This is a genomic window from Anatilimnocola floriformis (genome assembly GCF_024256385.1).
GTDB lineage: Bacteria > Planctomycetota > Planctomycetia > Pirellulales > Pirellulaceae > Anatilimnocola > Anatilimnocola floriformis.
Genome location: NZ_JAMLFW010000001.1, coordinates 3,014,695 through 3,040,610, shown reverse-complemented (window position 1 = coordinate 3,040,610; position 25,916 = coordinate 3,014,695). Strand labels below are relative to the sequence as shown.

The 25,916-nt window shown below is 59.9% G+C and carries 24 protein-coding genes; 14 read left to right on the top strand and 10 right to left on the bottom strand.

The genetic code is table 11. The features are described 5' to 3' along the window. Positions 1–5: 5 nt before the first annotated feature. Positions 6–1,604 carry an NAD(P)/FAD-dependent oxidoreductase gene (locus M9Q49_RS11640; RefSeq protein ID WP_254508915.1) on the bottom strand — a complete coding sequence of 533 codons (1,599 nt, stop codon included), beginning with the start codon at positions 1,602–1,604 and terminating at the stop codon, positions 6–8. 247 nt (positions 1,605–1,851) lie between these two features. Between M9Q49_RS11640 and M9Q49_RS11635 the strand changes: the two genes are divergently transcribed. The 10 genes from M9Q49_RS11635 (at position 1,852) to M9Q49_RS11590 (ending at position 10,007) form a co-directional block, all read left to right on the top strand. Continuing rightward, positions 1,852–2,097 carry a hypothetical protein gene (locus M9Q49_RS11635; RefSeq protein WP_254508914.1) on the top strand — a complete coding sequence of 82 codons (246 nt, stop codon included), beginning with the start codon at positions 1,852–1,854 and terminating at the stop codon, positions 2,095–2,097. Further along, positions 2,072–2,713 carry a pilus assembly FimT family protein gene (locus tag M9Q49_RS11630; protein ID WP_254508913.1) on the top strand — a complete coding sequence of 214 codons (642 nt, stop codon included), beginning with the start codon at positions 2,072–2,074 and terminating at the stop codon, positions 2,711–2,713. Before M9Q49_RS11635 ends, M9Q49_RS11630 begins: the two co-directional genes overlap by 26 nt. 8 nt (positions 2,714–2,721) lie before the next feature. Continuing rightward, positions 2,722–3,780, top strand: coding sequence for a pilus assembly protein PilM (pilM, locus tag M9Q49_RS11625; RefSeq protein WP_254508912.1), 1,059 nt, complete (start codon positions 2,722–2,724; stop codon positions 3,778–3,780). Positions 3,781–3,813: 33 nt separating this feature from the next. After that, on the top strand, positions 3,814–4,575 hold the full coding sequence (locus tag M9Q49_RS11620) for a PilN domain-containing protein (RefSeq protein WP_254508911.1): 762 nt from the start codon (positions 3,814–3,816) through the stop codon (positions 4,573–4,575). Beyond that, entirely contained in the window at positions 4,572–4,823 is a 252-nt protein-coding gene (locus M9Q49_RS11615) for a hypothetical protein (protein WP_254508910.1), read from the top strand. The genes M9Q49_RS11620 and M9Q49_RS11615 overlap by 4 nt, the downstream gene beginning before the upstream one ends. Next, the gene (gene pilO, locus M9Q49_RS11610) at positions 4,816–5,394 is read left to right on the top strand and encodes a type IV pilus inner membrane component PilO (protein ID WP_254508909.1); all 579 of its coding nucleotides are present in this window, start codon (positions 4,816–4,818) and stop codon (positions 5,392–5,394) included. The genes M9Q49_RS11615 and pilO overlap by 8 nt, the downstream gene beginning before the upstream one ends. Before the next feature lie 67 nt (positions 5,395–5,461). Continuing rightward, complete coding sequence (locus M9Q49_RS11605) at positions 5,462–6,142, top strand: hypothetical protein (protein WP_254508908.1); 681 nt, start codon at positions 5,462–5,464, stop codon at positions 6,140–6,142. 27 nt (positions 6,143–6,169) lie between these two features. Next, positions 6,170–8,326, top strand: coding sequence for a type II secretion system protein GspD (locus M9Q49_RS11600; protein WP_254508907.1), 2,157 nt, complete (start codon positions 6,170–6,172; stop codon positions 8,324–8,326). Between the two features lie 32 nt (positions 8,327–8,358). Beyond that, positions 8,359–8,865, top strand: a complete 507-nt coding sequence (locus M9Q49_RS11595) for a tetratricopeptide repeat protein (RefSeq protein WP_254508906.1) — start codon at positions 8,359–8,361, stop codon at positions 8,863–8,865. Between the two features lie 110 nt (positions 8,866–8,975). After that, the gene (locus M9Q49_RS11590; protein WP_254508905.1) at positions 8,976–10,007 is read left to right on the top strand and encodes an NINE protein; all 1,032 of its coding nucleotides are present in this window, start codon (positions 8,976–8,978) and stop codon (positions 10,005–10,007) included. On the opposite strand, the gene M9Q49_RS11585 is transcribed toward M9Q49_RS11590, so the two are convergent. Together M9Q49_RS11585 and M9Q49_RS11580 are read right to left on the bottom strand one after the other, a co-directional pair. Next, complete coding sequence (locus M9Q49_RS11585) at positions 10,004–10,591, bottom strand: hypothetical protein (RefSeq protein ID WP_254508904.1); 588 nt, start codon at positions 10,589–10,591, stop codon at positions 10,004–10,006. The genes M9Q49_RS11590 and M9Q49_RS11585 overlap by 4 nt on opposite strands. Before the next feature lie 23 nt (positions 10,592–10,614). Beyond that, entirely contained in the window at positions 10,615–11,511 is an 897-nt protein-coding gene (locus tag M9Q49_RS11580) for a sugar phosphate isomerase/epimerase family protein (RefSeq protein ID WP_254508903.1), read from the bottom strand. A 201-nt stretch (positions 11,512–11,712) separates the two neighbouring features. Here M9Q49_RS11580 and M9Q49_RS11575 point away from each other — a divergent pair, with 201 nt between their 5' ends. Next, positions 11,713–12,465 carry a tetratricopeptide repeat protein gene (locus M9Q49_RS11575; RefSeq protein ID WP_254508902.1) on the top strand — a complete coding sequence of 251 codons (753 nt, stop codon included), beginning with the start codon at positions 11,713–11,715 and terminating at the stop codon, positions 12,463–12,465. Next, complete coding sequence (locus tag M9Q49_RS11570; protein WP_254508901.1) at positions 12,462–12,719, top strand: hypothetical protein; 258 nt, start codon at positions 12,462–12,464, stop codon at positions 12,717–12,719. Before M9Q49_RS11575 ends, M9Q49_RS11570 begins: the two co-directional genes overlap by 4 nt. A gap of 9 nt (positions 12,720–12,728) precedes the next feature. On the opposite strand, the gene M9Q49_RS11565 is transcribed toward M9Q49_RS11570, so the two are convergent. Further along, positions 12,729–14,069 (bottom strand): hypothetical protein, encoded by a 1,341-nt coding sequence (locus M9Q49_RS11565; protein ID WP_254508900.1) that lies wholly within the window; start codon positions 14,067–14,069, stop codon positions 12,729–12,731. Positions 14,070–14,106: 37 nt separating this feature from the next. Beyond that, entirely contained in the window at positions 14,107–15,249 is a 1,143-nt protein-coding gene (gene aroC / locus M9Q49_RS11560) for a chorismate synthase (protein WP_254508899.1), read from the bottom strand. A gap of 150 nt (positions 15,250–15,399) precedes the next feature. Between aroC and M9Q49_RS11555 the strand changes: the two genes are divergently transcribed. Next, positions 15,400–16,779: a glycerate kinase type-2 family protein gene (locus M9Q49_RS11555; RefSeq protein WP_254508898.1), complete on the top strand. Its 1,380-nt coding sequence runs from the start codon at positions 15,400–15,402 to the stop codon at positions 16,777–16,779. 89 nt (positions 16,780–16,868) lie between these two features. On the opposite strand, the gene pstB is transcribed toward M9Q49_RS11555, so the two are convergent. The 5 genes from pstB to M9Q49_RS11530 form a co-directional block, all read right to left on the bottom strand. Further along, positions 16,869–17,666, bottom strand: a complete 798-nt coding sequence (gene pstB, locus M9Q49_RS11550; protein ID WP_254508897.1) for a phosphate ABC transporter ATP-binding protein PstB — start codon at positions 17,664–17,666, stop codon at positions 16,869–16,871. A 1-nt stretch (position 17,667) separates the two neighbouring features. Beyond that, a complete protein-coding gene (gene pstA, locus M9Q49_RS11545; RefSeq protein WP_254508896.1) occupies positions 17,668–18,561 on the bottom strand; it encodes a phosphate ABC transporter permease PstA in 894 nt (297 codons plus the stop codon). Positions 18,562–18,563: 2 nt separating this feature from the next. After that, positions 18,564–19,523 carry a phosphate ABC transporter permease subunit PstC gene (pstC, locus tag M9Q49_RS11540; protein WP_254508895.1) on the bottom strand — a complete coding sequence of 320 codons (960 nt, stop codon included), beginning with the start codon at positions 19,521–19,523 and terminating at the stop codon, positions 18,564–18,566. A 30-nt stretch (positions 19,524–19,553) separates the two neighbouring features. Next, positions 19,554–20,654 (bottom strand): PstS family phosphate ABC transporter substrate-binding protein, encoded by a 1,101-nt coding sequence (locus M9Q49_RS11535; RefSeq protein WP_254508894.1) that lies wholly within the window; start codon positions 20,652–20,654, stop codon positions 19,554–19,556. A 258-nt stretch (positions 20,655–20,912) separates the two neighbouring features. Continuing rightward, complete coding sequence (locus tag M9Q49_RS11530; protein ID WP_254508893.1) at positions 20,913–21,221, bottom strand: hypothetical protein; 309 nt, start codon at positions 21,219–21,221, stop codon at positions 20,913–20,915. A 433-nt stretch (positions 21,222–21,654) separates the two neighbouring features. Between M9Q49_RS11530 and M9Q49_RS11525 the strand changes: the two genes are divergently transcribed. Beyond that, the gene (locus tag M9Q49_RS11525) at positions 21,655–25,239 is read left to right on the top strand and encodes an efflux RND transporter permease subunit (protein ID WP_254508892.1); all 3,585 of its coding nucleotides are present in this window, start codon (positions 21,655–21,657) and stop codon (positions 25,237–25,239) included. Positions 25,240–25,916: the final 677 nt, after the last annotated feature.

Here is a 25,916-nt window from a genome sequence, read left to right as displayed (position 1 = left end):
GCTATTCAACCGAGCGGCGCGAACCTGCCTACGATTGCCATCGCGCTGCGCAAACCGTCGACGGCAGCGCTGATAATCCCTCCAGCATAACCGGCCCCCTCGCCCACGGGGAAAAGTCCCTGGAATCCAGGAGTTTGCCGGCTGGCCTGATCGCGGGCGATTCGCAGCGGCGAACTGCCGCGCATTTCGGGGCCAACCAGAATCGCATTCCGCAGAAAGTCGCCTCGCCATTGGCGATCCATCAGCGGCAACCCTTTGCGAATCGCGGTCGCCACGACGGGGGGCAAAACCGCATCGAGTGATGCCGGAATCACGCCGCGGGCGTAAGAGCACCGCAGCGAGTCGCCCGCTTTGGGAGAGCTGCCGCGCACAAAATCGTCGGCCCGTTGAATGGGCGAATGGTAAGTGCCACGCCCGAGCTGGTACGCAGCCGCTTCCCACTTCCGCTGGATCTCGACGCCGGCCAGCGGATGATCGCTGCCGAACTCGCTCGGCTCGAGCGTCACCATCAAACCGCTGTTGGCAAACGGCGTGTCGCGGCGCGAATTGCTCATGCCGTTGGTGCAGAACATTTCCGGCTCCGAAATGCTCGGAATAATATGTCCGCCGGCGCACATGCAAAACGTAAAGACGTCGCGTTGACCGCGCGCGACCAGTGTGTAGTCAGCTGCGCCCAGCTGTTGCAGATAACTCTCGCGGCCATATTTGTGACGATTGACCTGTTCCTGCGGCTGCTCGATTCGCAAACCCAGCTGAAAAGCCTTGGCCTGCATCGGCACGCCGAGGCCATGCAACATCGCGTATGTATCGCGCGCGCTATGGCCGATGGCGAGCACGGCGATATTTGTGGCAATTCGGCCGCTCGACGTTTGCACGGCGGTGAGTTGTCCGTTGACGAACTCCAGCCCTTCGAGGCAGCAACGAAAACGATACTCGCCGCCCCAGGCTTCGATTTGCCGGCGCAGGTTACGCACGATCAGCGGCAGGCGGTTGCTGCCGAGATGCGGCCGATTCTCATAACGGATCGAGGTCTTGCCGCCGCAGACAATCAGTTGCTCCATCACCCAATCGACATCGGGCCCGCTCATACGGCAGGTCAGCTTGCCGTCGCTAAACGTGCCGGCGCCACCTTCGCCGAATAGATAGTTGTTTTCGGAGTCGAAGGCGCCGCCTTCATCGAACGAACGAATCGCCGGCACTCGCTCCTTCACGGCGTCGCCCCGCTCGATCACCAGCGGCCGATAACCGCGCTGAGCCAGATAGTACGCGGCGAGCAAACCACCCGGGCCGGATCCAACCACTACGGGCCTGTTCGGCAACGGCTCACTGCCGACCGGCATGTCTTGAAAGGTCGTCGGCTCGAAGCGTTCGACTCCCGGCAACCGCTGCCAGCGATCCCGCCGCGCCTCTTCGTCGCGCGGCTCGGCCATCACGGTGTAAACGAACTTCAGCGAGTCGCGCGAGCGGGCATCGAGGCTCTTCCGCAGAATTCGCCAGCGCTGCAGATCGCCCGCGGCAATTCCCAACCGGCGGGTGATTTCCGCGGCCAGTTCTTCTTCGGGTTGCTCGATGGGAAGGGCAATTTGGGTCAGGCGGAGGGGCATAAGAGGGTTTTACTCTCTGCTGCGGCCTGCACGGAAGGGTCTGCTTCCTGCGACAGCAAGATTTCGCCAAAACGGCCGCGGCCAACATTGCCCTTGCACAATTTTGCCAAAACGCCGAAAGTCCGCCGCGACCTAGAATTGCCTGATTGCGCGCTGCGCGGGCGAGACCACATCGGCTTACGATGTGTGTGTCGTTTGTAGGGATTCTGCGTCCTTTTCGTTGCCCACGGTTTAGCGGGGTTTTGTCATGAAAATTCACCTTCCGGCCTGGTCTGTTTTAGTCCTTCTCAATGGCGTCGGATTGTGCGTGCTAGGGTTTTACAGCACGACTGGCGCTGCGCCACAGGGTGGCCAGTTGCCGTTCCAGAACTCCGTCGAGCAGCGTGGCGATATGGTTCGCGAGCTGCGCGAGATCAAGGAATTGCTGAAGGAGCAAAACGCCATGCTCCGCGGCACGACCAAAACCGATGCAACAGGAACTCCCAAACGCTGATCAAACTCCGCTCCGCAATTTGCGGACGAGTTCTCGCGTTGCGCGGGGTTTCTCACTCGTCGAGATGATGGTGGTCCTCACCATCCTCAGCATTCTCGCCGCGCTGGTCATTCCTTATTTCGAAACGACCTCGGTCGATCAACTGCAAGCCGGCGTCACCATTGTGGTCGCCGACGTCGACTATGCCCGCGGCCTAGCGATTGCCAATGGTTCGAACTATCGAATCACCTTCACGCCGACGACCAATCGCTATCAGCTGACGCACACCGGCACGAACACGCTGCTGAATACGCTGCCGACTTCTCCTTTTAAATTGCAAACCGATACCGCAACGACCCAAACCACGCGGTTCGATACCCTGCCGCTCGGCGCTGGCGAATTGAAACTCGTCGGCGTGCTGCGCGGCACTCCTAGTGCCGAACACACGACGGTCACGTTCACGCCGCTCGGCAATACGTCTTCGAGCGACGACACGTTGATCTGGCTGACTTCCGGCCTCGGCACTTCCCGGCGATATCAAGCCGTCCGCGTCTCGGCAGTCACTGGCCTGGCAACCGTCGAAGCTATGACCGCGACAGCGCCGACAGGTCTCGCAGCCCTTTCCTCACTTCGTTAAGCAGAACAATGATCAGCTGGCTGGGAAATCATCGCTGCGGACCTATCGGAGTCGATCTCGGTGCGCGCTCGCTGAAGCTCGTGCAGTTTTCGGGCGATCTCACGCGGTTGATCGATGCTTGCCGCTGGGATCTGCCGCCGCTCTTGCCGAACACCACGTTCGAGCAACATGTCGAGCGCTGGTCCGATGGTTTGAACCGTGCCCTCGAAGGCCGCGCCTTCCGCGGCCGCGATGTGGTTGTCTGCCTCGGTGATCGGCAGCTCTTTTTGCACAATGTGCGCGTGCCGCGCGAAATGGGCGCGCAAATGCATCGCCTCGTGGCTCAAGAAGCGGCCGGCCGTTTGCCATTCGGCGTCGATGAAGCCGAAATGCGATTCGTCGAAGCAGCCGACGTGCGGCAAGGTGATTCCACGGTGCGCGAAGTCATCGTTTTCGCCTGCCAGCGCGCCGTGCTGCAGCAAACATTGCAGCTCGTCGAAAGTGCGCAGCTCCATCCGGTGGCCGTCGACGTCGAACCGGCCGCGCTCGCCCGTTGTTATGCCGCGCAGTTCCGCCGCGAAGACGACAAGAACGAGCGCTCGCTGATCGTTCACTTCGGCTATTCGCGCACGGCTGCGGTCATTGCGCAAGGAGCCGAGATGCTCTTCGTGAAATACATCGACATCGGCGGCGCGCACCTCGATGCTTCGATTGCCCGCCATTTGAAAATGGATGCCGCCGAAGCCGTGCTGCTCCGCAAACACAACGGTGATCGCCGCAGCGACATGCAGGACCCCGAAGTGGCCCGCAGCGTTGCCGAAGCGACTCGTCCCGTCATCGAACGCCTCGGCGGCGAACTCGCCATGTGCGTTCGCTATCACAGCGTCACCTTCCGCGGCCAAGCCTTGCAACGCCTGGTCCTCGGCGGCGGCGAAGCCACACCGCAGTTGCTCGAAGCACTCGGCCGGCATCTCGATTTGAAATGCGAATTGAGCGATCCCTTCCGCGCCTTCGCCTCCGCGCCCAACGTGGGCCGCAAAGGGCAATGGGATGTCGCAGCCGGTCTCGCCCTGCGGGAAATGAAGTAAGCGGAACTGAAATCAGCACCACCAGCCATGAACATGCAAACGATCGACTTTCTGCCGGAACACTATCGCGAGCGGCGCAAGCAGCGCCGCGTGCGCTGGTGGTGGGCATTGATTGTCTGCTTGTTCGGCGGCATCGTCGTCGCCACGGCCAGCCTGCAATGGTTGAGCGTGCAGCGTGTGAAACGCGAACTCGCGCAGCTCGAGCTGCAATGCAAAACGCATCGCCAGCTCGATCAAGAGCTGCTGGCCTTGGAAACCAAGGTCGCCAGCCTCAGCCACAGCGCCAACCTGTATACATTTTTGAAACACCCTTGGCCGCGCACGCAAATCCTGGCTGCCGTGGTCTCGCCGCTGCCAGAAGAAGTGCAGCTCACCAGCATTCGCATCGCCGAAACGCTCGTCGCTAAAAAGCCCGCAGTCGGCGCGACACCCGAAGCCAGTGTCGAAGCCAACAAGCCCACGCCGCCAGCCGCTGTCGCCGATTTGCAGCAGTTGCACGATGCACACGAAGCGCAACGCATCGTCGTGCATGTCGCCGGCTCGGTGAAAGAAGCCGAAACGCTGCATGCTTATTTGGAATCGCTCGCCCGCCAGCCGCTCATCGCCGAAGCTCGCCTCAGCGGCATGGAAACGCGCAAGCTGGAAACGCATTCCCTCGTTGTGTTTGAACTGCACATCACCATCAAGTCGGCCCACGGCTTGAGCGATGGCCCGGCAGGGCCGATCGCGCCCGAGCTTACCGCTGGCAATCCGCAGCCGGAAACGGCCAGCCGGGATGAGGAGAACTTGCGATGAGCCGCGACAGAATCAAATACTGCCCGATGGAGCCATTTGAACCGCAGCCGGAATCGGCCGTCTCGCAATGGTCGTTCGGCATCGCGATGTTCGCGGCCTTTGTGATTCCGTTTGTGTTGCTGTTCGCGAGTGCTCGCTACCGCTTGTTTGCCGATCAGGCCCGCATTCAGTTCGATCACTTCACAAACGCCAGCGCTGCCAAAAAACTCCCAGCCGAAACGCCACTCCCCACGCCCAGCCATGACTAAATCCAAGGCCGCCCAAAATCGCAGCTTGCCTTCCTGGCTCGTGACCGGCGTGGTCGCGACCCTGGCCGTGCTTTACACGCTGTTCGTCTTTCTTCCCACGCAGCACAAAACGGCTGCGCTGAAGTCGAAGAAATACGAACTGATGCAATACGTGGCCAATCGATCGAAGACGAACGAAAAAATCACCCAAGCTCGCCAGCGGCAGTCGCAGGTCGAACAAGTCAGCCTAGCCTGGCGCGAGAACGCCCCGGATGTGAGCGAAACCGGTCGCGCGCTCTCCAGCATCACGCAGCAAGCCCGTCAGGCCGGCGTGACCTTGCAACGGTTCGATCCCGAACCGCAGGTCCGCTTGCAAACCATCGCGCAGCAACCGATTGCTGTCGCGCTCGAGGGAGATTTCGAGCAAGTATTTCAATTTTTGCAGCGAGTCGAGACGCTGCCACATCGCGTTTGGGTCTCGCACCTGACGCTATCACCGGCTGGCGAAAATACACAAACCTTGCGAGTCGAAATGACTTTGACGATTTTCATCGAGCTTGACGAAAATTCCGCACAGGCAAAGTCGACCTGACCGATGAACAGACTATGCGCTGCGTTCGGCAGAAATTGCCGGGACTCGGCGCGACTGAGGTAAGACTGTGAAGCTAGATAAACTAATCAAACGACTAAAGAAGGATGCAGCCGCCAGCCCGCAAAAAGCGGGCGCGCTCGGCTTGATGCTGCTCGTTGCGCTCTACTTTTGGGCCCCGCTCGTCATGAAGAGCATCAAGGGGAAGGGCAAGCCCGGCAGCGGACCTGCCGCGAAAGTGATCCGCGGCGATGACCCCGTGCTGGTGAAAGCTGCCGCTCATCCCGCGACGAATACGGCCCACTGGGATCGCATCCGCGATACACTCGCGCAAGATCGCCTGATGCAAGCTGCCGTGCATAACGCCGATTGGCGAAATCCCTTTCAGCCCTTGGCTCATGCGGCTGCGACGGACACAAAAATCAAACCGATCGAAGCGAAGCCCGAAACTCAACTGTCAGCCAAACCACCTGCCGTGGAAAACGAATTGGCCGAGCAACTGCTCAGCGGCGTAACGCTGTCGAGCGTGCTGATTGGCAAGAAGGGCCCTTCGGCGGTCATTCGCGGCAAGCTCTTTCGCGTCGGCGATGTGCTCCTGTTCGGCGGCGACAACGGCGCCCCGAAGGTGGAGTTCCGCATCACTGCCATCGACGAGCAGGGTGTCGATTTGAAATTTGAAGGGCAACCGTTTCGCATCGAGCGAACCAAGCCCACGCTGGCTAGCGGCGAGCTGCAGCCAACTAACGAATAAGAACGTTCAACCAGGTCAGGGACGACCATGCCGAACGCATTACGAATCTTGATTCTCGGGGCCTGTGCCGCTGTTGGACTGGGCGTGGCCATTGCGCTCGCGCTCACACAGCCCGCGCCGAAGGCGGTGCCCGACACGCCGGAGAATCCCGCAGCAGCTGTCATTGCCGTTGCACCTGCGCCGGTCATTCCGCAGCCGCCCCCAGCGCCAGCGTTTGAGCAAGTGCCAACTCATGCGCCGGAAATTGCCGCGTATCGCCGCGCAGTCACCGGTCAAATCGAAGACCTGCAAGACAGCATCGCGCTGCTCGATCGGAACGCGCAAAAGAATCATCGCTTCCTCAGCAACATCCTAGCCAAGGTGGAACAGCAAGAAGAGCAGCGCCTTAATCCACCGCCGCAACCGATCGCTTATCAACCACCGCAGCCGCAGCCACCACAAGCACAAGCTCCCGCGGCTCCACCACCCGAACCGCTGCCGTCGCCACCGGCCCAGATCACCGGCAACGGCACCAAGCTCTCGATGAACGCCAAGGATGAAGACATTCGTCTGGTGCTGCAGATGCTGAGCGAACAGGGCGGCTTGAACATCATCGCCAGCAAGAGCGTCACCGGCACGGTCACCGCATCGCTGAGCGGCGTGAGTCTGGAAACAATGCTCGCAGCGATTCTCAAGTCGACGGGCTTTATCGCTCGTCGCGAAGGGGAAATCGTCTACATCGGCACGCCGGCCGATTTCGAAGCCATGGACCAAACCGAAGACCGCGTGATGACGCGCGTCTATCGCCCGAACTACGTCAAAGCCGCCGATCTGCAAGCCTTGTTCACTTCGCTGCTCACGCCGGCGATCGGCAAGGTCACGGTTTCTGCGCCGGCCGAAGTCGACATTCCTGCCGATCACGTCAAAACCGGCGGCAACAATCTGGCGTCCACCGACGTCGTGATCGTTCGCGACTTCGAAGCCGTTCTCAAGCAACTCGATCAGATCTTTATTGATGTCGATTGCAAGCCGACGCAAGTTTCGATCGAGGCGATGATCCTCAGCGTCAAGCTTTCGGACAAGTACAAAATGGGCGTGAACTTCGCCGCCCTCAAGGGGAACGACAACGTCGCCCTGATCAGCGGCAGCCCACTCGCCACGCTCGCAGCCATCGACGTCACGCAAGGTGGCCTGAAGTTCGGCTATCTCGATCAAAACCTCTCGCTGTTCGTCAACGCCCTCGAAACGATCGGCGATACCAACGTCATCGCTTCGCCACGGCTGATGTGCCTCAACAAGCAACGAGCCGAAATTCAAATCGGCGAACAACTCGGTTACGTCAGCACCACGGTCACCGAAAACGCCTCGACGCAAACCGTCAACTTCCTCGACGTCGGCACGCTCCTCCGCATCAGGCCGTTCATCAGTCACGACGGCCTGATCCGCATGGAGGTTCACCCGGAACTCTCGACCGGCAGTGTGACCGTGCAACAAGGCCTGACGTTGCCCAACAAAGCGCTGACGCAGGTCACCACCAACGTGATGTGCAACGATGGCTGCACGGTGGTCATTGGCGGTCTGATTCGTGAAGACCTGGCGACCACAACCAACCAGATTCCGCTGCTCGGCAGCTTGCCATACGTCGGCACCGCCTTCCGTCAGAAGAATGAAGACATCAGCCGGACCGAAATCATCGTCCTCATCACGCCGAAGATCATTGCCGATCCGATGATGAGCCAGGAAGGTCAGAAGCTCGGCAACGAATTTACGCAGCGGCAAAGCATCTACTTCGACAAGATGAGCCCGATCGCCCGCCGCAACTACGGCAACCATTGGCTGCGAAAAGCCCGCGCCGCCTACAATGCCCAGGACTACGACGTAGCACTGCGGCAGGTCAATCTCGCCGTGCATTTCGATCCGCTCAGCCGCGAAGCCATCAACCTCCGCAACGAAGTGGTCGCCGCCGGCGGCTTCCAGGACGAGAGCATTCACGACTACCTCAAGTTCGGCCTGCGTCCGTGGGAACGTCGCTATCGCGATTACTCGCGGCAAGGCTCGCCGTGGCAGAACCCCGAAGGCTTTGGCGATCCCGAAATGCAAGCCGTGCCTGATCCGGGCCAACCGGGACGGTCGAGCACCATCGAGCGTCTGCCACCTGGCGTGATGATTGCCGATCCGCTCGAACAAGCCACACGCCTGCCGTAAGACACCGTTGGATTTTCAACACCGAGGCCGTCATGAAAATCTCCACCACCGTCACCCTGCTCGCGCTGATCGCTCTGACGATGCTTCCCGGTTGCGCTTCGCTGCCGCAGGCCAACCCCATGCGTCGCGCGAAGCCCGCCGAGACCAAGCAAACCTACGCGGGACGCAAGCAAGACGCGCTGAAGGCCTTCGAAAAGCAACGCGACGCCGCGCAAGTGCAGGCGGCTATCAATCATTGGCAGCGCGGCGATTCGCAAAAGAGCGTGGCCATGCTCACCGCGATCATCGACCGCTCGCCCAGCGATGTGAACGCTCGGCTGCGTCTCGCCGAGGTGCTCACTTCGCAAGAAGACTTTCTCGCCGCCGAAAAACAACTGCGCGAATGCCTCGTTCACGCGCCCGAGTCGGCCGAAATCCATCATGTCCTCGGCATGCTCATCAGTGAGTTCCCTGGCCGCGAACACGAAGCTCAGCAGCACCTGCGTCGCGCCGCCGAACTCGATCCGCAGAACGAACTCTACGTGGCCAACGCCAAGTAGCCGGCCTCGACCGGTTGAAAACTTCGGCTGCCTCTAGCAAACCGCCTCGCCGGTGCGCAGGATAAGTATTCGTTGCCGAACCGCCGCCAGTTTGCACCAGCCCACCTCTCATGCCCGTAGAAGCCGTTTGCCCCAGTTGCGAAGGAAAGTTTCGCCTGCCCGATGCCGCGGCGGGAAAGAAAATCCGTTGCCCCAAGTGCAAAGGCCCCCTCAAGGTGCCGCCACTCACGGCCGATCCGCCAGCCCCGGTGGTTGCCGCTCGTCCAGCGCCGCCGGCTCCATCGGCGCCACCCGCAGTGGTAACAACTCCGCCGCCGGCACCTGCAGAAAATCTGCGCTCGACCTGGCGAACTGCATCGCAAGAGCCCGCGCCGCCATCGTTCGAGGCGCCGCCACTGCCGAAAGAATCGCCGCGCAAAGAACCGCCGAAAGAAAGTCCCAAGCCGCAGCCGTCCAGCAAGGACTGGTTGCCGCCGACGCCGGTGGCGAAGAAACCTTCACCCCCACCTGTTCCGGTTCCGCCGCCAGCGCCCATCACGAAACCGAAACTGCCCGAGCTCCCGCCGGTCGCTCCGCCTCCCGCGCCTGCGGTGGACATGTGGTTTCTCAAAGGGGAGGACGAGGAAACGTTCGGCCCCGTCGATCGCGCCACGCTCGACGCTTGGCATGACGAAGGGCGAATGACGGCCGACTCGCAACTGCTGCTCGAAGGAACCGAGCAATGGCAGTGGGCCAGCGAAATCTATCCTGATCTCGAAGAGCCGGCCCCCGAGCCACCCGCGCCCGCTGCGCCAATCGTGAGTCGAGCCGCTGAATCATCGATTCACACCGAGCCGCCCGCCGCAACTGCGAGTTCGGTGGTGCGCCGTTCAAAGTCGAAGATCAAAACCGTCGCGCCTGCGGATGACGAGGACGAAGAAGAAGCCGAAGAGCAACTCAGCCCCCATAGCAAACCGATCGCGGTCCTCCTCGGCCTGACTCTCGGCATGTTCGGCATTCACCGCTTTTATCTCGGCTATGTCGGCCTCGGCCTCGCCATGTTCTTCACCTTCGGCGGCCTCCTCTGCTGGAGTATCACCGATTCGCTGCGGATCCTCTTTGGTCACGTCACCGACAGCGAAGGCCTGAAGTTGCGCGACTAACTTAGCATCCGCCATGCTCTCCAGAGATTGAACGGCAATCTGATCAGCGCAACGGCAATGGACCAGATCACCACGATCGGCAAGGCGAAAGCGAGAACGAGATTCGTCATACTCGATTGCCGACCGGCCCTGCGACGACGACTCACGAGTTCCTTCGCGGTGATCGGCTGATTGAGTTCCGCTCGCCTCTCACTGGAAAAAGGGAATTGCAGCTTTCCCGAAAGGTTTTCGAGCGCCAACTCGGCCATGCCCAGCAGCGTTAGTTCTTGGCCAAGATAGCCCCGCAGATTCACGGTCCGGCTTGGGCCGTTGTCATTCAACTTTTTCAGCCGCGCGGCTGCCATAAGCTCGCCGAAAAAGTCAGCATTGAACGCGGCCAGCTTCTCTGGAGAAAAAACATAGATCTCAATGGTGTTATTGGGTGTGCAGGCAAACGCGATATCCGCACTCCACTCGCGCAGCTCATGTTCGCCGTGGTCTTTGGCAATGACTGGCTGTCCGCAGATCTTTTCGATCTCCGCGCAGATCTCTGCCAGCGACGGCGCGGGGCCGGCAAACGTTGCATTGGCAACCACGAGGGTCATCGTCGAGTTCTCCGCGCTCCGCCTTAAGCAAACGCCGCGCGGACGTCGCCAAGATGCTTCGCACATTCCTCGCGCACATCGCCGGCTTCTTCGTATTCGAGCACGATGTAGCCGCGGTAGTGCGAGTCGCGCAGGATCTTGGCGAGTCGTTTGTAGTCGGCGGGGATTTTCTTTTTGTCGGGGCCGCTCATCACAACTTTGATCTGAGCATTGAGGGCGTACGGCGCGATCTGAGCGAGTTCCTTGTAGGGATCGTCGCTGTGGAAATTGCCGCTGTCGAGGTTCACGCCGAACCACGGGCTGTTTACATCGCGCACAAATTGAAGCAAGCCTTCGGCCGTGGCGGTGGGGCCGCCGTGATTTTCGAGGGCCAGATGCACACCGTGCTGGCCAGCGTATTCGCAGCACTCTTCGATGCCGGAGACCATCAGCGAATGAGCCTGCGCGGGCGTGGTGCCTGGCTTTTCATGGCCAGCAAAAATGCGGATGACGGGTGCGCCGAGGATCTCCGAAAAGTCGATCCATTGTTTGACGAGTGCGATCTGCTTCGACCGTTCCTCGCCCGGCGGATGGCCAAAGTCGTTGCCGACGGCGGTGCCCGAGACATCGAGGCCCAGCCGGAAGCACTGCCGGCGGAGCGAGCGGAGATAGTCGTGCGTCACGGCTTTGGGGAAGTAATACGATGTGAGCTCGGTCCCCTCGCAGCCGAATTTGGCACAGTCGTTGATGAAATCGGTCAGCGTCGCCGTCGGCTCTTTGCCGGCGAGCAGCGACCGGTAACTGTAGGCGGCCAGGCTGAATTTGAACTTCGGCGTGCCGTTGCGCGGGATCGGCTCGATGGCAGTCGCGGCTCCGGCGGTCACGGCCAGAGCGGTGGCTTGAGCGGCAGCAGTTAGGAACTCCCGACGGTTCGGACGCATGATTTTTCCCCAGTGATTGAAGTGGCCAGCCAGGAGAGGGCATCTTAGCAGCAGCTGCAATTCATTTTCCAGCAACAGTTTAGGATAAAACAGCAAAAATCTGCATCGCATAGTTGAAATCGAGTCTCAATATCGTTAGAAACATCAGCACGGCAGTCGTCTCTGGCCGCTCGGTTTCTATCGCTCTTGTGGATTCGCCTTATGCGTGCTCTTGAGTCAGCTGTGAATCTGTTTCGCGGCGGATTGTATGACGAAGCCCTGCTCGTCCTCGAAAGCAATATGACGGCCGAGCCTGACTGCGGCCGGCTGTGGGAGTTGCGGGGGCTAGTGCTGCGGGCTCAGGGAAATATTTCGTTGGCCTGCGACTCGCTCGAACACGCGACGCTTCTGCGGCCGTTGTCGCACAGCGGGCAGGTAACACTGGCCGATTGCCTTACGCGACTCGGGCGGCCGCAGGTGGCGCTGTGCATCGCCGAACACGTGATGACGCTCAAATCGGTCGATTGCTCGCTGCTGGTTTATTTGGCCCAGGTTTGCGACAGTGCCCAGCGGCCCGACCTGAGCGTGAAGCTTTGCGAACGGGTAAACGAGCGTCTGCCGCAGTTTCATCCGGCGCACTACGATCGCGGCTTCTATCTGGGACGACTCGGCCGGCCGCTGGAGGAAATCGAAGCTGCAGCGCGGCAAGCCATCGCGATCGCTCCCGATGTCGCCAACTATCGCGTCGGCCTGGCGTCGCTCCTCTGGCAGCGCGGCGATTTCGATGGAGCCTGCTGCGAAGCCGCACAGCTCAGTCCGAGTCAGTTGCAGCAACTCACCTGCGAATGTTGTCTGCGACGGCTCATCAAGATTTTCTGGTCGGCGAATGCTTTTGGCCGCTGCCAGGCCTGCGTCGAACGCTTGGAAGAATTGGCCGGCGATTCGCACTCGGCCGACCCAGGATGCTGTTTATGAATCACTTTTGGCTCGTGTTGGCGTGGCACGTGGCATTTCTCGGCGGCGGCTTGGGCGTCGGCGTCGTGATCATGCTGCTCCGCAATGGATGGGAGGATCTGGCCTTGAACGTGAGAAGTCGAGTTCAGCGGCGATATGTGAAACGGGTTGTCGAAACGGATTTCCGCAAGCGCGCGGCCGCGAAGATGGATGCGAAATCCGCGCCGCGCTCACCGGCTCCCACGATTGCCACTGTGGTGCGATCGGTAACGTAAGCGTTGTCGCTAGCGCATTTGCGGCTGACGAAGTGCAGGGCTTTGCGAGTCGCGACTCGGGTGCATTCGCAGCGGAAAATGCTGCGGTTGGCGAGCGACCGCGTGCGGCGTTTGCCCTTCGGCAACCGGCAACAGCCCGGCCAGGTATTGCCCCTGGCGAGTCATGCGTTCGCTGGTGGGAACGAGCGCGTTGAGTAAGCCGGTTGCTTGAGCATGATGTTGCGGCGGCGCTCCGAGCAACGAACCAGTCGCCGTGGCAAGCAAGACGCCTTTGCGAAGTGGATCGGCGCTGCCGGTCAGCTGCAAACCGGCGGCACGCAGATCGAAGCCGAGTGAGAGCTGTCGAAATGGCACGACGCTGTTGGTGGCGAGCGATTCGGTGGGTGGACCAGCGAGTTGCAAGTGCTCTGCAGCTGACGCGAGTAATGACGCGCTGATACTGCCATCTTTCGCCTGGCAGGTGCCGCGGACCAGCGTGAGTTGATTTCGTTCGATGCGTGCTTCTGCGATTTTGCAAATGGCGAGGCCGCTCAAGCGATGCGGCAGTTGTTCGCTGACGAGCGAATCTAGATCGACATCGAACAACGTGCCTCGCAGTTGACCAGAGAACTCATTGGCCGCTTGAACCACTTCGAGTTCACCGGCGAATTGTGCTCCCGGCCCGAGTTGCCGAACCGCCGGCCAGGCCGCGGCTGCGACGCTGCACGGCAGGGGCGTGTTGCCCGTTTTCAACTGCCACAGCGTCGATGGCGGCGTTGTCTGCCGATTCCGCTGCACCATCCATTGGCCCGATGGTTGCTGCGAGTCGCTCTCGGGCAAGCGAAAGCTCAGCGCGCACGATGGGCCGTTCTCATTCATCTTCCATTCGCCGGCGACGTCGATCAGCGTGAGTCCACGCTCTTCACTTCGTAGCGTGATTTCGCGCAGCCAGATTTCGCAGGAGTTCGGCAACTTCGTCGAAGTTTCGCGCCGCAGCATGCGCTGTTCAAGTTGCGTCCGCAGCAACGGCAATTGCGCGGTTTCAATGACGATCTGCGCACCGGCGAGCTTCCAACGCTCCGAAGTGTAAATCAGTTCCAGCGATCGCGCGCTCGCGACCGCGGCGCCGGTTTCCGAATCGGTGATGACAACGTTCGAGAGTTCCGCCGTGTTCGGACGTGGATATTCGACGGTCGTGCAAGTGACGCGCAGGCCGAGTTGCCGCGATAGCTCTTGTTCCCACTCTTGCCGGGCCGAAAGGAGAAAGCCCGGCTGCGACCGCTGCACGATCCAGCCGCCGACCACTGCCGTCGGCAAGACGCACAGCAGCAAAAAGCCGACGCGGCAGATGAAATGAGCTGGTCTATTCATGACGAACATCCTTGTTCGACTGACAGTAAACGATCGACTATCGCTCGCGGGCCATCTTGTTAAACAATTCCAAGCGAGCCTGCATCTCGGCCAAGCTGTCGTTGCCAAACTTTTCGACGAACGAACGGGCCACTTCAAAGGCCACAACGTTCTCGACAATCACGCTCGCGGCCGAAACCGCGCACACGTCGCTTCGCTCGTACTGCGCGGCTTCCGGTTCCTTCGTCTCCAGGTTCACACTACCGAGCGGTTTGGCCAACGTGCTGATTGGTTTCATCGCGGCCCGCACCACCAGCGGCTGACCGTTGGTCATGCCCGCTTCGAGCCCGCCCGCGTTGTTCGTCGGCCGGCTAAAGCCCAGCGAGGTCGAGTCGCGCTCGGCGGGGTCGAACGAAATCGGATCATGCACCTGCGAGCCCTTGCGGCGAGCGGCTTCGAAGCCGAGGCCGATCTCTACACCTTTGATCGCCTGCACGGCCATCACCGCTTGAGCAATCCGGCCATCGAGCTTCAGATCCCACTGAGCGTGCGTTCCCAGTCCAAACGGCAGCCCTTCGATGCGAACCTCGACGATGCCGCCGAGCGTGTCGCCGGCTTTGCCCGTTTCGTCGATCAGTTGTTTCACTTCGTCGTCGCGCTCTGGCACGAGCGAATAAACTTCGCTCGCCTCGCGCCGTTGCAGTCGTTCGGCGAACGGCAGATCGACCGGATCGAGCTTGATGCCGCCGAGCTCGACGACGTAACCGATGACATCGATATGGAACGCCGACAGCAACTGCCGCGCGAGAGCGCCGGCGGCAACGCGAACGGTTGTCTCGCGAGCACTCGCCCGCTCGAGAATGCCGCGGATCGAGCCGAGATATTTGATCGAACCGGTCAGATCGCCGTGGCCCGGACGGGGGCGTTGCAGGTCGCCGAGGCGTTCGAGCTTGTAGTCTTTATTGATGACTTGCAGGGCGATAGGACTGCCGAGCGTCTCGCCTTTCCAAATGCCGGAGAGGACATCAACGGTGTCGGTTTCGATCCGCATGCGACCGCCGCGGCCGTAGCCGCCCTGACGGCGACGAAGTTCCTGATCGATGAGTGCGGTATCGAGCTTCATGCCGGCGGGAAAACCATCAACGAGGGCGAGCAACGCCTTGCCGTGAGATTCGCCGGCAGTCCAGTAACGTAAGGTCATGAAAGGCAATCGGTTGCGACACGCGGCCGCGATCAAGAAACGAAATAACCGGACGGCCGAACGGACCATCCCTTGCTCGAATTTTAGTTGCCCCAGGCAAAGGGGGATAGGGCGGTTTTTGCTAGCGGCCGAGCGGTTACCATAGGAGCCATGACTCGCTCTCCCCAGCAACTTCTCGATGATGCCCGCGCCATCTGGCAAGCCGGCGTCGAAGCCGTGCGCAGCGACCGCCTGGTGCGCGACCAAGTTGTGGTCGATGGCGATGAACTGCGCATCGGCGAGGAGACCCTCTCGCTCCGCGCGATCGACCGCATCGCCGTGGTCGGCGCGGGAAAAGCCGGCGCGGGAATGGCAGTTGGTCTGCAAGAAGCTCTCGGCGAACGGTTGCTGCGCGAGAAAAAAGTGACCGGCTGGATCAATGTCCCCGCCGATTGCGTTCATCCCTTGGAACCAATTCACCTGCATGCCGCGCGACCGGCGGGCAAGAATGAACCAACGGCAGAAGGCGTACAGGGCGCTGAAAAGATTCTGGAGATCGCCGGCTCGTTGGGCGCGAACGATCTCTGCCTTTGTTTGATCTCTGGAGGAGGCTCCGCGTTATTGCCCGCGCCGGCACCGGGCGTTTCACTCACGGATAAGCAGGCCCTCACTCGGCACTTGAGTGCAGCCGGCGCGAATATCGAACAACTCAACACCGTGCGGAAACAACTGAGCCGCATCAAAGGTGGCGGACTGGCCCGCGCTTGCACCGCAGGTCGGCTGGTCGCACTCGTCATTTCCGATGTGCTCGGCGATCCGCTGCAGATCATTGCTTCGGGGCCGACCGTTGCCGATCATTCGACTCCGCACGATGCGCTGGCTGTGCTGAAAAAGTTCAACGCATTGGAAATCGCGCCCGCGGCGACAGCCTATTTGCAATCGCGACTCGAAGAGCCTCCGCGCGGTTCGTTTGCAGCACACGTCACCAATCTAATCATCGGCAACAACGCTGTCGCCGTAGATGCGGCCGGCATCGAAGCTGAACACCGCCGCTATTCGCACGCGATGTTTGCCTCGCGCGAGCTGGAAGGGGCCGCCGAAGACATCGGCGTGCATTTGATTCACATGGCTGGTCAGATGCGGACGCTGCCCGGGCCCGATTGCCTGATCACCGGCGGCGAACCCACCGTGCAACTCGCTGCCGCGGAAGTTCGCGGCAAAGGTGGTCGCAATCAGCAGCTAGTGTTGGCGTCGCTATGCAATGCCCTCAGCAACTGCGATGCGAATACCAATCCGCTGGCCGGCATGTGCATTCTCTCGGGCGGCACTGATGGAGAAGACGGGCCGACCGACGCCGCCGGCGCTTTCATCTCTGCAGAGACGGTCGACAAACTGCGCGAACTGAATCTCGATCCGCAAGATTATTTGCGCCGCAACGACGCTTACACGTTCTTCCAACAAGTCGGCGGCTTGATTCAAACCGGCCCGACGCACACCAACGTTTGTGATGTGCGAGTCGTTGTCGTTGATCGCGTGCAGCCACAACCGTAGGCGAGTGATCAGAGTAGCTGAATTCGCCAGAATTCAGAGGCGGCGATTGCAGGTGACCATCTGAATTCTGGCGAATTCAGCTACAGTTTCTAGCCGAAGGTGCCCGTCAGATACTTTTCCGTCAGCGGATTTTTCGGATTCTGAAAAATCTGCGCGGTCGGCCCGTACTCGATCAATTCACCGAGGTACATGAAGGCCGTGAAGTCAGCGACGCGGGCGGCTTGCTCCATGTTGTGCGTGACCATCAGGATTGTCACGTTTTCCTTGAGAGCGAAAACCATGTCCTCGATCTTGCTCGTGGCGATCGGATCGAGCGCTGACGTTGGTTCGTCGAGCAACATCAATTCAGGTTCTGTGGCGAGCGCGCGGGCCACGCAGAGTCGTTGTTGTTGACCGCCGGAGAGTTTTGTGGCGGGATGGTTCAGGCGATCCTTCACTTCGTCCCACAAAGCGGCTCGCTGCAGCGACTCTTCGACTTTTTGTTGGATCACCTGACGATCGTTAATGAGCCGCAAACGCAGGCCGTAAGCGACGTTTTCGAAGATCGACTTGGGAAACGGATTCGGCTTTTGAAAGACCATGCCGGTCTTGAGCCGCATTTCCATGGGATCGACTTCGGGGCTGAGCAGGTTGACGCCGCTCGGCTGAAGTAGGATCTCGCCTTCGTAGCGATTGCCGCGATACAGATCGTGCATGCGGTTGAAGCAACGGAGCAACGTGCTTTTGCCGCAACCCGAAGGACCGATCAGCGCGGTGACTGTGCGCAGCGGCACGGGCAGCGAGATGTTCTTCAGCGCATGTCGCTGGCCGTAGTAGAAGTTCACGTTGCGAACTTCGGCTTTCAACTGCAGCGATTGGTTTGTCTGAATGGGGACCGTCGTGCTCATGCTACCACTTCAGGTTTTTCCGGATTCGATAGCGCAAGTACATGGCCACGGCATTGATCGCCAGCGTGAAGGCGATCAGCACCAGACCGGTCGCGGCTGCGTTTTGATGGAACGCGGGCTGCGGCCGCGAAACCCAATTGAACATCTGAATCGGCAGCACCGAGAAGCCGCTGTTCAACCAGCGGCCGGTCGCGAAATCCTGCCAAGGTGGAATGAACGCGACATAGGAAAGTGCGCCGATGGTCACCAGCGGCGCTGTCTCGCCGATGGCTCGCGACATGGCGATGATCGTGCCCGTGGCGATACCACCCATCGAATATGGAATGAGGTGATAACGAATGACTTGCCATTTGGTCGCGCCGGCGGCGTACGCTGCTTCGCGAATCGTGGAAGGGATCGCGCGAATGGCTTCTCGCGTCGAGACAATCACGATGGGCAAGACCAGCAGCGACAACGTCAAGCCGCCCACCAGCACACTGCGGCCCAAGTGAAATTGATAAACGAGCAAGCCGAGCGCCATGAGCCCGTAGATGATCGAGGGAACGCCGGCGAGATTCGAGATGTTGATCTCAATCAACGTCGTGACCCAATTCTTGGGAGCGTACTCTTCCAGATATACGGCAGCCGCCACACCAATCGGAACGGCAGTGCAAATGGTCACGGCGATGACCATGAGCGTTCCCACCCAGGCCGAAAGAATCCCCGCTCGCGCTGGACTGCGCGAGGGAAACGATGTCATGAATTGCGTGCTCAACCGGGGCAAGCCATCGACGAGCAAATCGCCGACGAGGACCGCCAGCGTCACGATGCCGATAAGCGTGAACACAATGCCGACGATGTTGAAGATCGCGTCTTGGCGTTTGCCGCGACGAATCAGTTTGGCTGTGTCGAGCATGGTTAGTACGCCTGGTGATAACGGCGACGAAGGACATATCCCAGGATGTTGAACGTCAGCGTCATCAAAAACAGCATCAAGCCGACCGCAAAAATCGATTGATACTCGATGCTGCCGTGGGCGGCATCGCCGAGGCTGACTTGCACGATAAAAGCAGTCATGGTCTGAGCGGGCTCTGCCGGATTGACCGAAACCTTCGGCTGCATACCAGCCGCAATGGCGACGATCATCGTCTCGCCGATGGCCCGGGAGATTCCCAGGATATAAGCAGCGCCGATGCCGGATAGCGCGCTGGGAACCACCACGGCAATCGCCGTGCGAATTTTATTTGCGCCGAGCGCATACGAGCCTTCGCGGAGCAACATGGGAACGCTGCGCATCGCGTCTTCGCTCAGCGAACTGACGTACGGAATGATCATGATGCCCATGACGATTCCCGCGCTGAGCACGCTGAAGGTCGGCAGATCGTAGCCCACCTGCCGAAAGCCCCACTGCAACCACGGAGCGACAAAACCGATCGCGAAATATCCGTAAACCACCGTCGGCACCGCGCTAAGCAACTCGAGCAACGGCTTAAGAATTTCGCGGACGGTGAAAGGAGCAAACTCGCTGAGATAAATGGCGACCACGGTGCCAATCGGCAAAGCCACCGCCAGCGCGACCCCCGTGGTGAGCATCGTGCCGCAGACGAGCGGCAGGATGCCGAACTTTTTGTTCTCGAACGACGGTGTCCAAGCAGTACCGGTAAGAAACTCGACAATCGAGACGTGGCGAAAGAATTGCGACGACTCGTACAGCAGAACAAACACGATGCCGATGGTCACCAGCACCGAGAGGGCGGCAGCGCTGAAGAGCAGCACCGTGATTCCCCCTTCGCGCATGTTGCGCAGCGACCGCTGCCGCTGTGTGGCGGCGGTCCGTTTGCGCAAACGCTGGATCTTCGGAGGAGGTGAAGCGCTCAAGGTTGCGGCTCCCAACTGCGGGCCAAACAGTTACTTCGCGGCACCTTTCAACGCTTCGTCCAGCTTTTGGTGCGTTTCGGCGCCACCACCAAACATCGAGCCGGTGGTCTTCTGGTCGAGGCGGGCCTTCACCAAGGTGTAGAGCGAGTCTTCGAAGGGGATGTACTTCACTTCGGTGGCCAGAATCGAGACGCTGGCGACATAGAACTCGGCAAACTTCTTCACTTCCGGCTTTTCGAGCGACTTCACGCTGACGTAGAAGAACAACGGCCGCGACAGGGCGTACGAGCCATCTTTCACGCTCGCGATGCTCGGGCCGACGGTCACTTCACCCTTCTTGATCTTCAAAGCCTTCATCTTGGCTTTGTTCGGTTCGTAGTAGGCGTAAGGCAGGTAGCCCAGCGCGTGCTTGTCACCCTGAATGCCTTGCACCAGCGTGTTGTCGTCTTCGCTGGCCGTGAAGTCGCCGCGGCTTTGCTTGGCTTTGCCGTTCACGACTTCGGTGAAGTAATCGAACGTCCCCGAGTCGGCGCCAGGGCCGAAGAGCTTGATTTCGGCATCGGGCCAGCTGGGTTCAACCTGGTTCCACTTCTTGATCTTCCCTTCGGCGGCCGGTTCCCAAATCTTCTTCAGCTGTTCGATGGTGATCGTGTCGTCGGCAATCCAGTTGCACGAAGGATGAACGGCGACCGTCAGGGCGTCGTAGCAAATCGGCAGTTCGATGAACTCGATCCCCGCCGCAGCGGCTTGATCGGCTTCGGCCTTTAGGATCGGCCGGCTGGCGTTGGAGATGTCGGTATCGCCGCGGACGAATTTCTTGAAACCGCCACCCGTGCCCGAGATGCCCACTTTGACGTTAACGTTCGGAATCGCGCGCTTGAACTCTTCGGCGACAGCTTCCGTCACCGGAAACACAGTGCTCGAGCCGTCGACTTCGACTTTGCCGGAGAGCTGCGAATCTTTGAAGCTAGCCACGAGAGCGTCGGTGTTCGCGCCTTCCTTGGGCCCTTCCACGGCGGTGCCACCACCGGCTGGTGCGGGCGCGGACGGACCGTTGCAGCTGCAACCAAAAATGACGCAACTCGTTGCCAACATGGCAACACCGGCAAACGAGAATCCAAACTTACTCATCGGTAGCTCTCCACGGAAGTTCCGTAATATGGCTGTTTCATCCCCCGCACGCTACCAGTCGATTATTAAGATTGTGCGAAGAATTGGTGACCGTCGGCGGCTTTTGCCACATTGTCGCTCCGGCGTGCCAATCGCAAGGAGCAGGTAGGATTTTCCGGATCGCCGTAGATTGGCTCGGTTCTCTCTATGGGCGCATAAAAAAACAGGGCCCGTTTTCACGGGCCCTGTTCGCTCGGCTGCATGGCATGTGCGGGCAGATTATTCGTCGATAATCGGCAGCAAGTAGGGATCGTTGTACAAGTAGCGGGTCTTGGCCGCGTTGACCTTGAACTTGTAGTCGGCAAAGGCAGCCGGGGTCGAGCCGGCGGCGCGGAAGTCGGCCCACAGTTGATCGAGTTGGGCGTTGTAGGTGTTCCACGCGTTGCGGCGCGAACGGTCGACGCTCTTCCGTTCGAAGAGTTGCACGGTCGGCTGAGTGTAGTGACCGACGCTCGCGTGATTTTCGACGGGATAGCCCGGAGGGACCATCGTGCTCGACATGGCCAACGAAACGAGCCAGGCAGACATCATATAGTGGACTCCAAAGTAGTAACTGAACGTAGGCCGGGCGGTAGCTGCGGCACCGAGGGCCGTAAACTTGACGCTTTCGGACAACTCTAGCTCGAAACCCGCGGATTGCTATCGTTCCGGCCGAAAGCAGCGGTCTTTGCAACTTGTTGCCCAGAAACTTGACCGATAGGATGACCCGGTCGACAAACGGCGGCTCCCCGCCGGTCAGTTTGTGACGGTTGCTCACGGCAATCCGCAGGGGATGACAAATAGGGAGGCTTTCGAACGGTTGTTTGGAGCCAGCCTTCCGCCAATGCCGAAGGTGAGAATAACCGGGTTTGCGCCGCGCAGCAGCATTACGCAAGTTGTGCTGGCATAGCGACGCAAGCCAGGTTTATTGCCGGGAGTCCCCGGACATGGATGCCCCTCACCCCGCCAGTTTCACGCAGCGATGACAGAAAAACCAACATTCTTCAGCCGCCGTGCGATCATCGTGCTGATGGTTGTCTTCTTCCTTGTTCCCTTCTTCCTGCGCGGTGCGCGGTTGGGCATTCAAGGGATGAAGAATGATGTCCGCGACTGGTTGCCCAAGGACTTTGAGGAAACCAAGGAACTCGCCTGGTTCCGGCAGCATTTCTTGGGCGAGCAGTTCGTTGTGCTCAGTTGGCAGGGTTGCGTCGGTGACGAAACCGACGAACGCTACAAACTGTTCCTTGCGAAGCTGCAACCCGAAACGCCGCCGTCGGTCTTGGCCGCTGCCAAAGCGCCCAAAAAACCGGTCGTCGCGACCGAAGAGTCTGAGAGCCCCGACGCCGACGCCACTGCCAACGAAGTGCCGGTTTCCGACGCGCCCGCAGCCGATGCTGTGGCTGCCGATGCGGCTCCGGTTCCGTCGTCGCCAACGCGACACGTTCATCGCGAGAACTTCATCGGCGATCGCCTCGGCTTGTACATGCCGCTCGATGGCAAGAAAGAGTTCCTCACTTACGAAGACTGGGGCCATCGCGGCGAGAAATGGTTGAAGGGGCGCAAAGACCCCGACAGCGAAAGTGTCGAGGAATGCTGGTACTACCTCACCCCCGAAGGCGACCTGTATCGCTGGGATGGTGTCGACGCGCCGCTGGCCTCGCTCTACCGCCATGTCTACGGTTCGTTCGTCAAGAAACCAACGACCGGCGAACTCGTCCATTCGTTCGGTGAAATCGACGGTCCTTGGTACTTCGCCGACATGCGCCGCTTGCGGGCGCAGATGTTCAAAACAGTCACGACCGGCCCCGATGTTTACGCCAGCATGACGGGCGAAGGTGGCGAACTTGCCGATCACAAAGCAGAAGCCAAGCGCCGCCTCTCCGGCATGCTCTTTGGCCCCGATGGCAAGCAAACGGCCATCGTCGTCACGCTCAGCGAAGCGGCCAAGCACAACCTGCACTTGGTGTTGGGCCGCGGCATTCTCGGCAAGCCGCGCGGCCGGTTGTTTGAGCTCGCTGCCGAATCGAACATTGATGAAAATCAACTGCGCGTTGGCGGCCCGAGCGTCGACAACGTCGCGATCGACGAAGAAGGCTCAATCACGCTGGTCCGCCTCATCGGCATGACGGCGGTCCTCGGCCTTGGCTTGTCGTACGCCTGCTTCCGTACGATCTCGGCCACGATCATGGTCTTTTTCTGCGGCGGTATTTGCGCCGTCTTCACCCTGGCCTGCATGTGGTGGTTTGGCAGCACGGTCGATGCGATCGCCATGTCGCTTCCCGCGCTGGTGTACGTGCTCGGGCTATCGGGCGCGACGCATCTCATTAACTACTACTACGAAGCCGTCGATCACGGCGGCGTGCATGGGGCGCCCGAACGGGCCGTGCTCATGGGTTGGAAGCCCAACCTGATGTGCAATATCACCACGTCGATCGGCATGTTCTCGCTCGTCACGAGCGAACTCATCCCGATTCAAAAGTTCGGCTTCTATGCCGGCCTCGGCGTCCTCTCGGCAACGCTCATCGAATTCACTTACTTGCCGGCCGCGCTGCAAATCTGGCCGCAGCTCCGCAAGCAGAAAATTGCCCAGGAACGTGCTGCTCGCAACCTCAGCACCGACGAGCAGCCCTGGCTCGACAAGTACCTGGCCAACTTCTGGAGCAACCTAGCTACGTTCATCGTCGGCCATCACGCCTTGGTGTCGCTCGGCTGCATCCTGGTCATCGCCGTTACTGGCTACGGCGTGCTGTATACGAAGACCTCGGTGAACATGCTCCGGATGTTCAGCGCCAAGTCGAAGATCATTCAAGACTACGAATGGCTTGAGAAGAACCTCGGCGAACTCGTGCCCATGGAAGTGGTCGTCAGCGTTCCGAAGACAAAGATGCTGCCGGCCGGTGATCAGCTGCAAGCCGAGTATGCTCAGATCGAGCAACTGTCGGCCGCGCTCGAAAATGCCAACGAAGAGCAAAAGCAAGGGATCGCCACCGAACTGGGCAAGCTCGAGCGTCAACAACTCGAACGGCAGCTGCAAATGCCGTTTCTCGAGCGGATGGAACTCGCCGCTCGCCTGCAGCGAGTCGTGGAAAAGGAATTTGGTCTGCAAGGCCGCGACAAAGTGGGTCGTGCCATGAGCGCTGCCACCTTCGTCCGCGATCTGCCGGAACCCAAGGGGGACAACAGCAGCCAGCTGAAGCGCGGCACAACGAGCAAACGGCTTGAAGCTCACCGCGAAGACTTCCTCCACAGCGATTACCTGCGAATTGACAAAGAAACCGAAGCCGAACTGTGGCGCGTCAGCCTGCGAGTGGGCGCGACCAAGGGTGTCGACTATGGCGTGCTGATCAACGAGCTAAAGGACGTCGTGGAGCCGATTCTCACGGCACAACGCAAACGTGACGACATCCTCCATTCGCTCATCACGCGCAGCAACGGTCACAAGTATCCTGCCAACAGCAAGGTCCTGCTCCTCGGCGTCCCTGCCGATATTTCGCAGCGGGCCGCCAAGAACGCAGTTGCCGTCGAATCCGAAGAGAAAGTGGTCGCTACGGCACCGCAGGCTGAAAAGCCCATCGATCAAACGCGCATCTTCAGCGAAAGCTTGATCGATATGCTCACCATCAAGCGAATGAAGGTCAAAACCTTTGTTCCGGGTGTCGACGAAACGCCGGCCAACTGGAATGAATACCTGGCCGGTTTCGACTGCGTCGTGCTGGTGAAAGATCACGCGGCGTTCGCCAATGTCGATCTGCGGCGCACGACCAAGCTGCTCGAAGATGCTCGCAATCACGTCTATAGCGACGCGAACAAACTGTTGTCCTCGTCGAAGCTGGCCAAGACCGACAAGAACATCGCCCACGCGGTTTACACCGGTGTGGTCCCAATCGTGTATAAGGCTCAGCGGAGCTTGCTCGAGAGCTTGATCAGCAGCACTTGGTGGTCGTTCGTGACCATCACGCCCTTGCTGATGTTCGTCAGCCGCAGCTTCTGGGGTGGTCTCGTCGCGATGCTGCCAAACGTGCTGCCGGTGCTCGTCATCTTCGGCATGATGGGTTGGCTCGGTGTCGACGTCGACGTCGGTTCGATGATGACCGCGAGCATCGCGCTAGGCGTAGCCGTCGATGATACGATCCACTACCTGAACTGGTACCGCGAGGAACTCGATCGTGTGAAAGATCGAAAACTAGCGATCCTCGGCGCCTATAAACACTGTGCGACTCCTACCTTCCAAGCCGCCCTCATCAGCGGTCTGGGTCTGTCGCTGTTCGCCCTCAGCACCTTCACGCCGACGCAACGCTTCGGCTACCTGATGCTGGCGATTTTGTGGGCCGGTGTGGTCGCGGAACTGATCTTCTTCCCGGCGTTGCTCGCGGGTCCTTTGGGCGTGGTCTTCAAGCCGCGTAACCTGGCCGCCGACGCGCCGGCCGAAGAACATCCGCCAGTGAGCACGAGCTCGATCACCGTGATCACGCAACCCGCCGAAGAGCGCGCCGTTCCGGCCCCCGCCGGCAAGGCCGCGCTGCTCAACCACCTGCGGCAAGATGTTTCGCACGGGCGGAAGCACTAAAATCCCCGTCGGATGGCGGTCAATCAAACGACACATCGTGCATCCCTCGTTCGAAGCATGGCTTCAAACGAGGGATGCTGCGTTATGAGGTAACCGTTCACGCTGGCAATGCATGCATCGTGAGCGCTCGGCAGGCAGCATCCTGTCCTGCTCCCCTCGCCCCGCTTCGGGGAGAGGGGCTGGGGGTGAGGGGTGAACCGAAGCGAGAGTCTGCTAATGACCACGCACTATGGATTGCCGACCAGTTCGCCAGAAAATTGAGTCAAACTCACGCATTATCCCCTCACCCCCGACCCCTCTCCCCGAAACGGGGCGAGGGGAGAGAGAAAAGGCCCGCGACGGCGTCGCTGGCGTGAATGGCTGCATTATGAGCAAATCTCTGACCTAAGTTGTCACCACATGCGCGTTTAATGGGTGTGTGATCTTTCTCACTTAGGTTGATGTTTTGAAAACGACATTCGTCGCGGCGCTACCGGTGCGCGCTGAAGTAGCCGACCGATGCTGAATGGACTACTGCTGTGGAAGCGATCGATTCGTGTGCGAAGTATCAGCGCTGGTTATAAAAAGGTTATAGCCCGGGCCCGATATAACCGTGCGATTTTGCCGCAAGTCGTTAATTACCAGGACATTGCCGGAATCGCATGAAATTTGATAACACGTTATATATTCCATCGTGC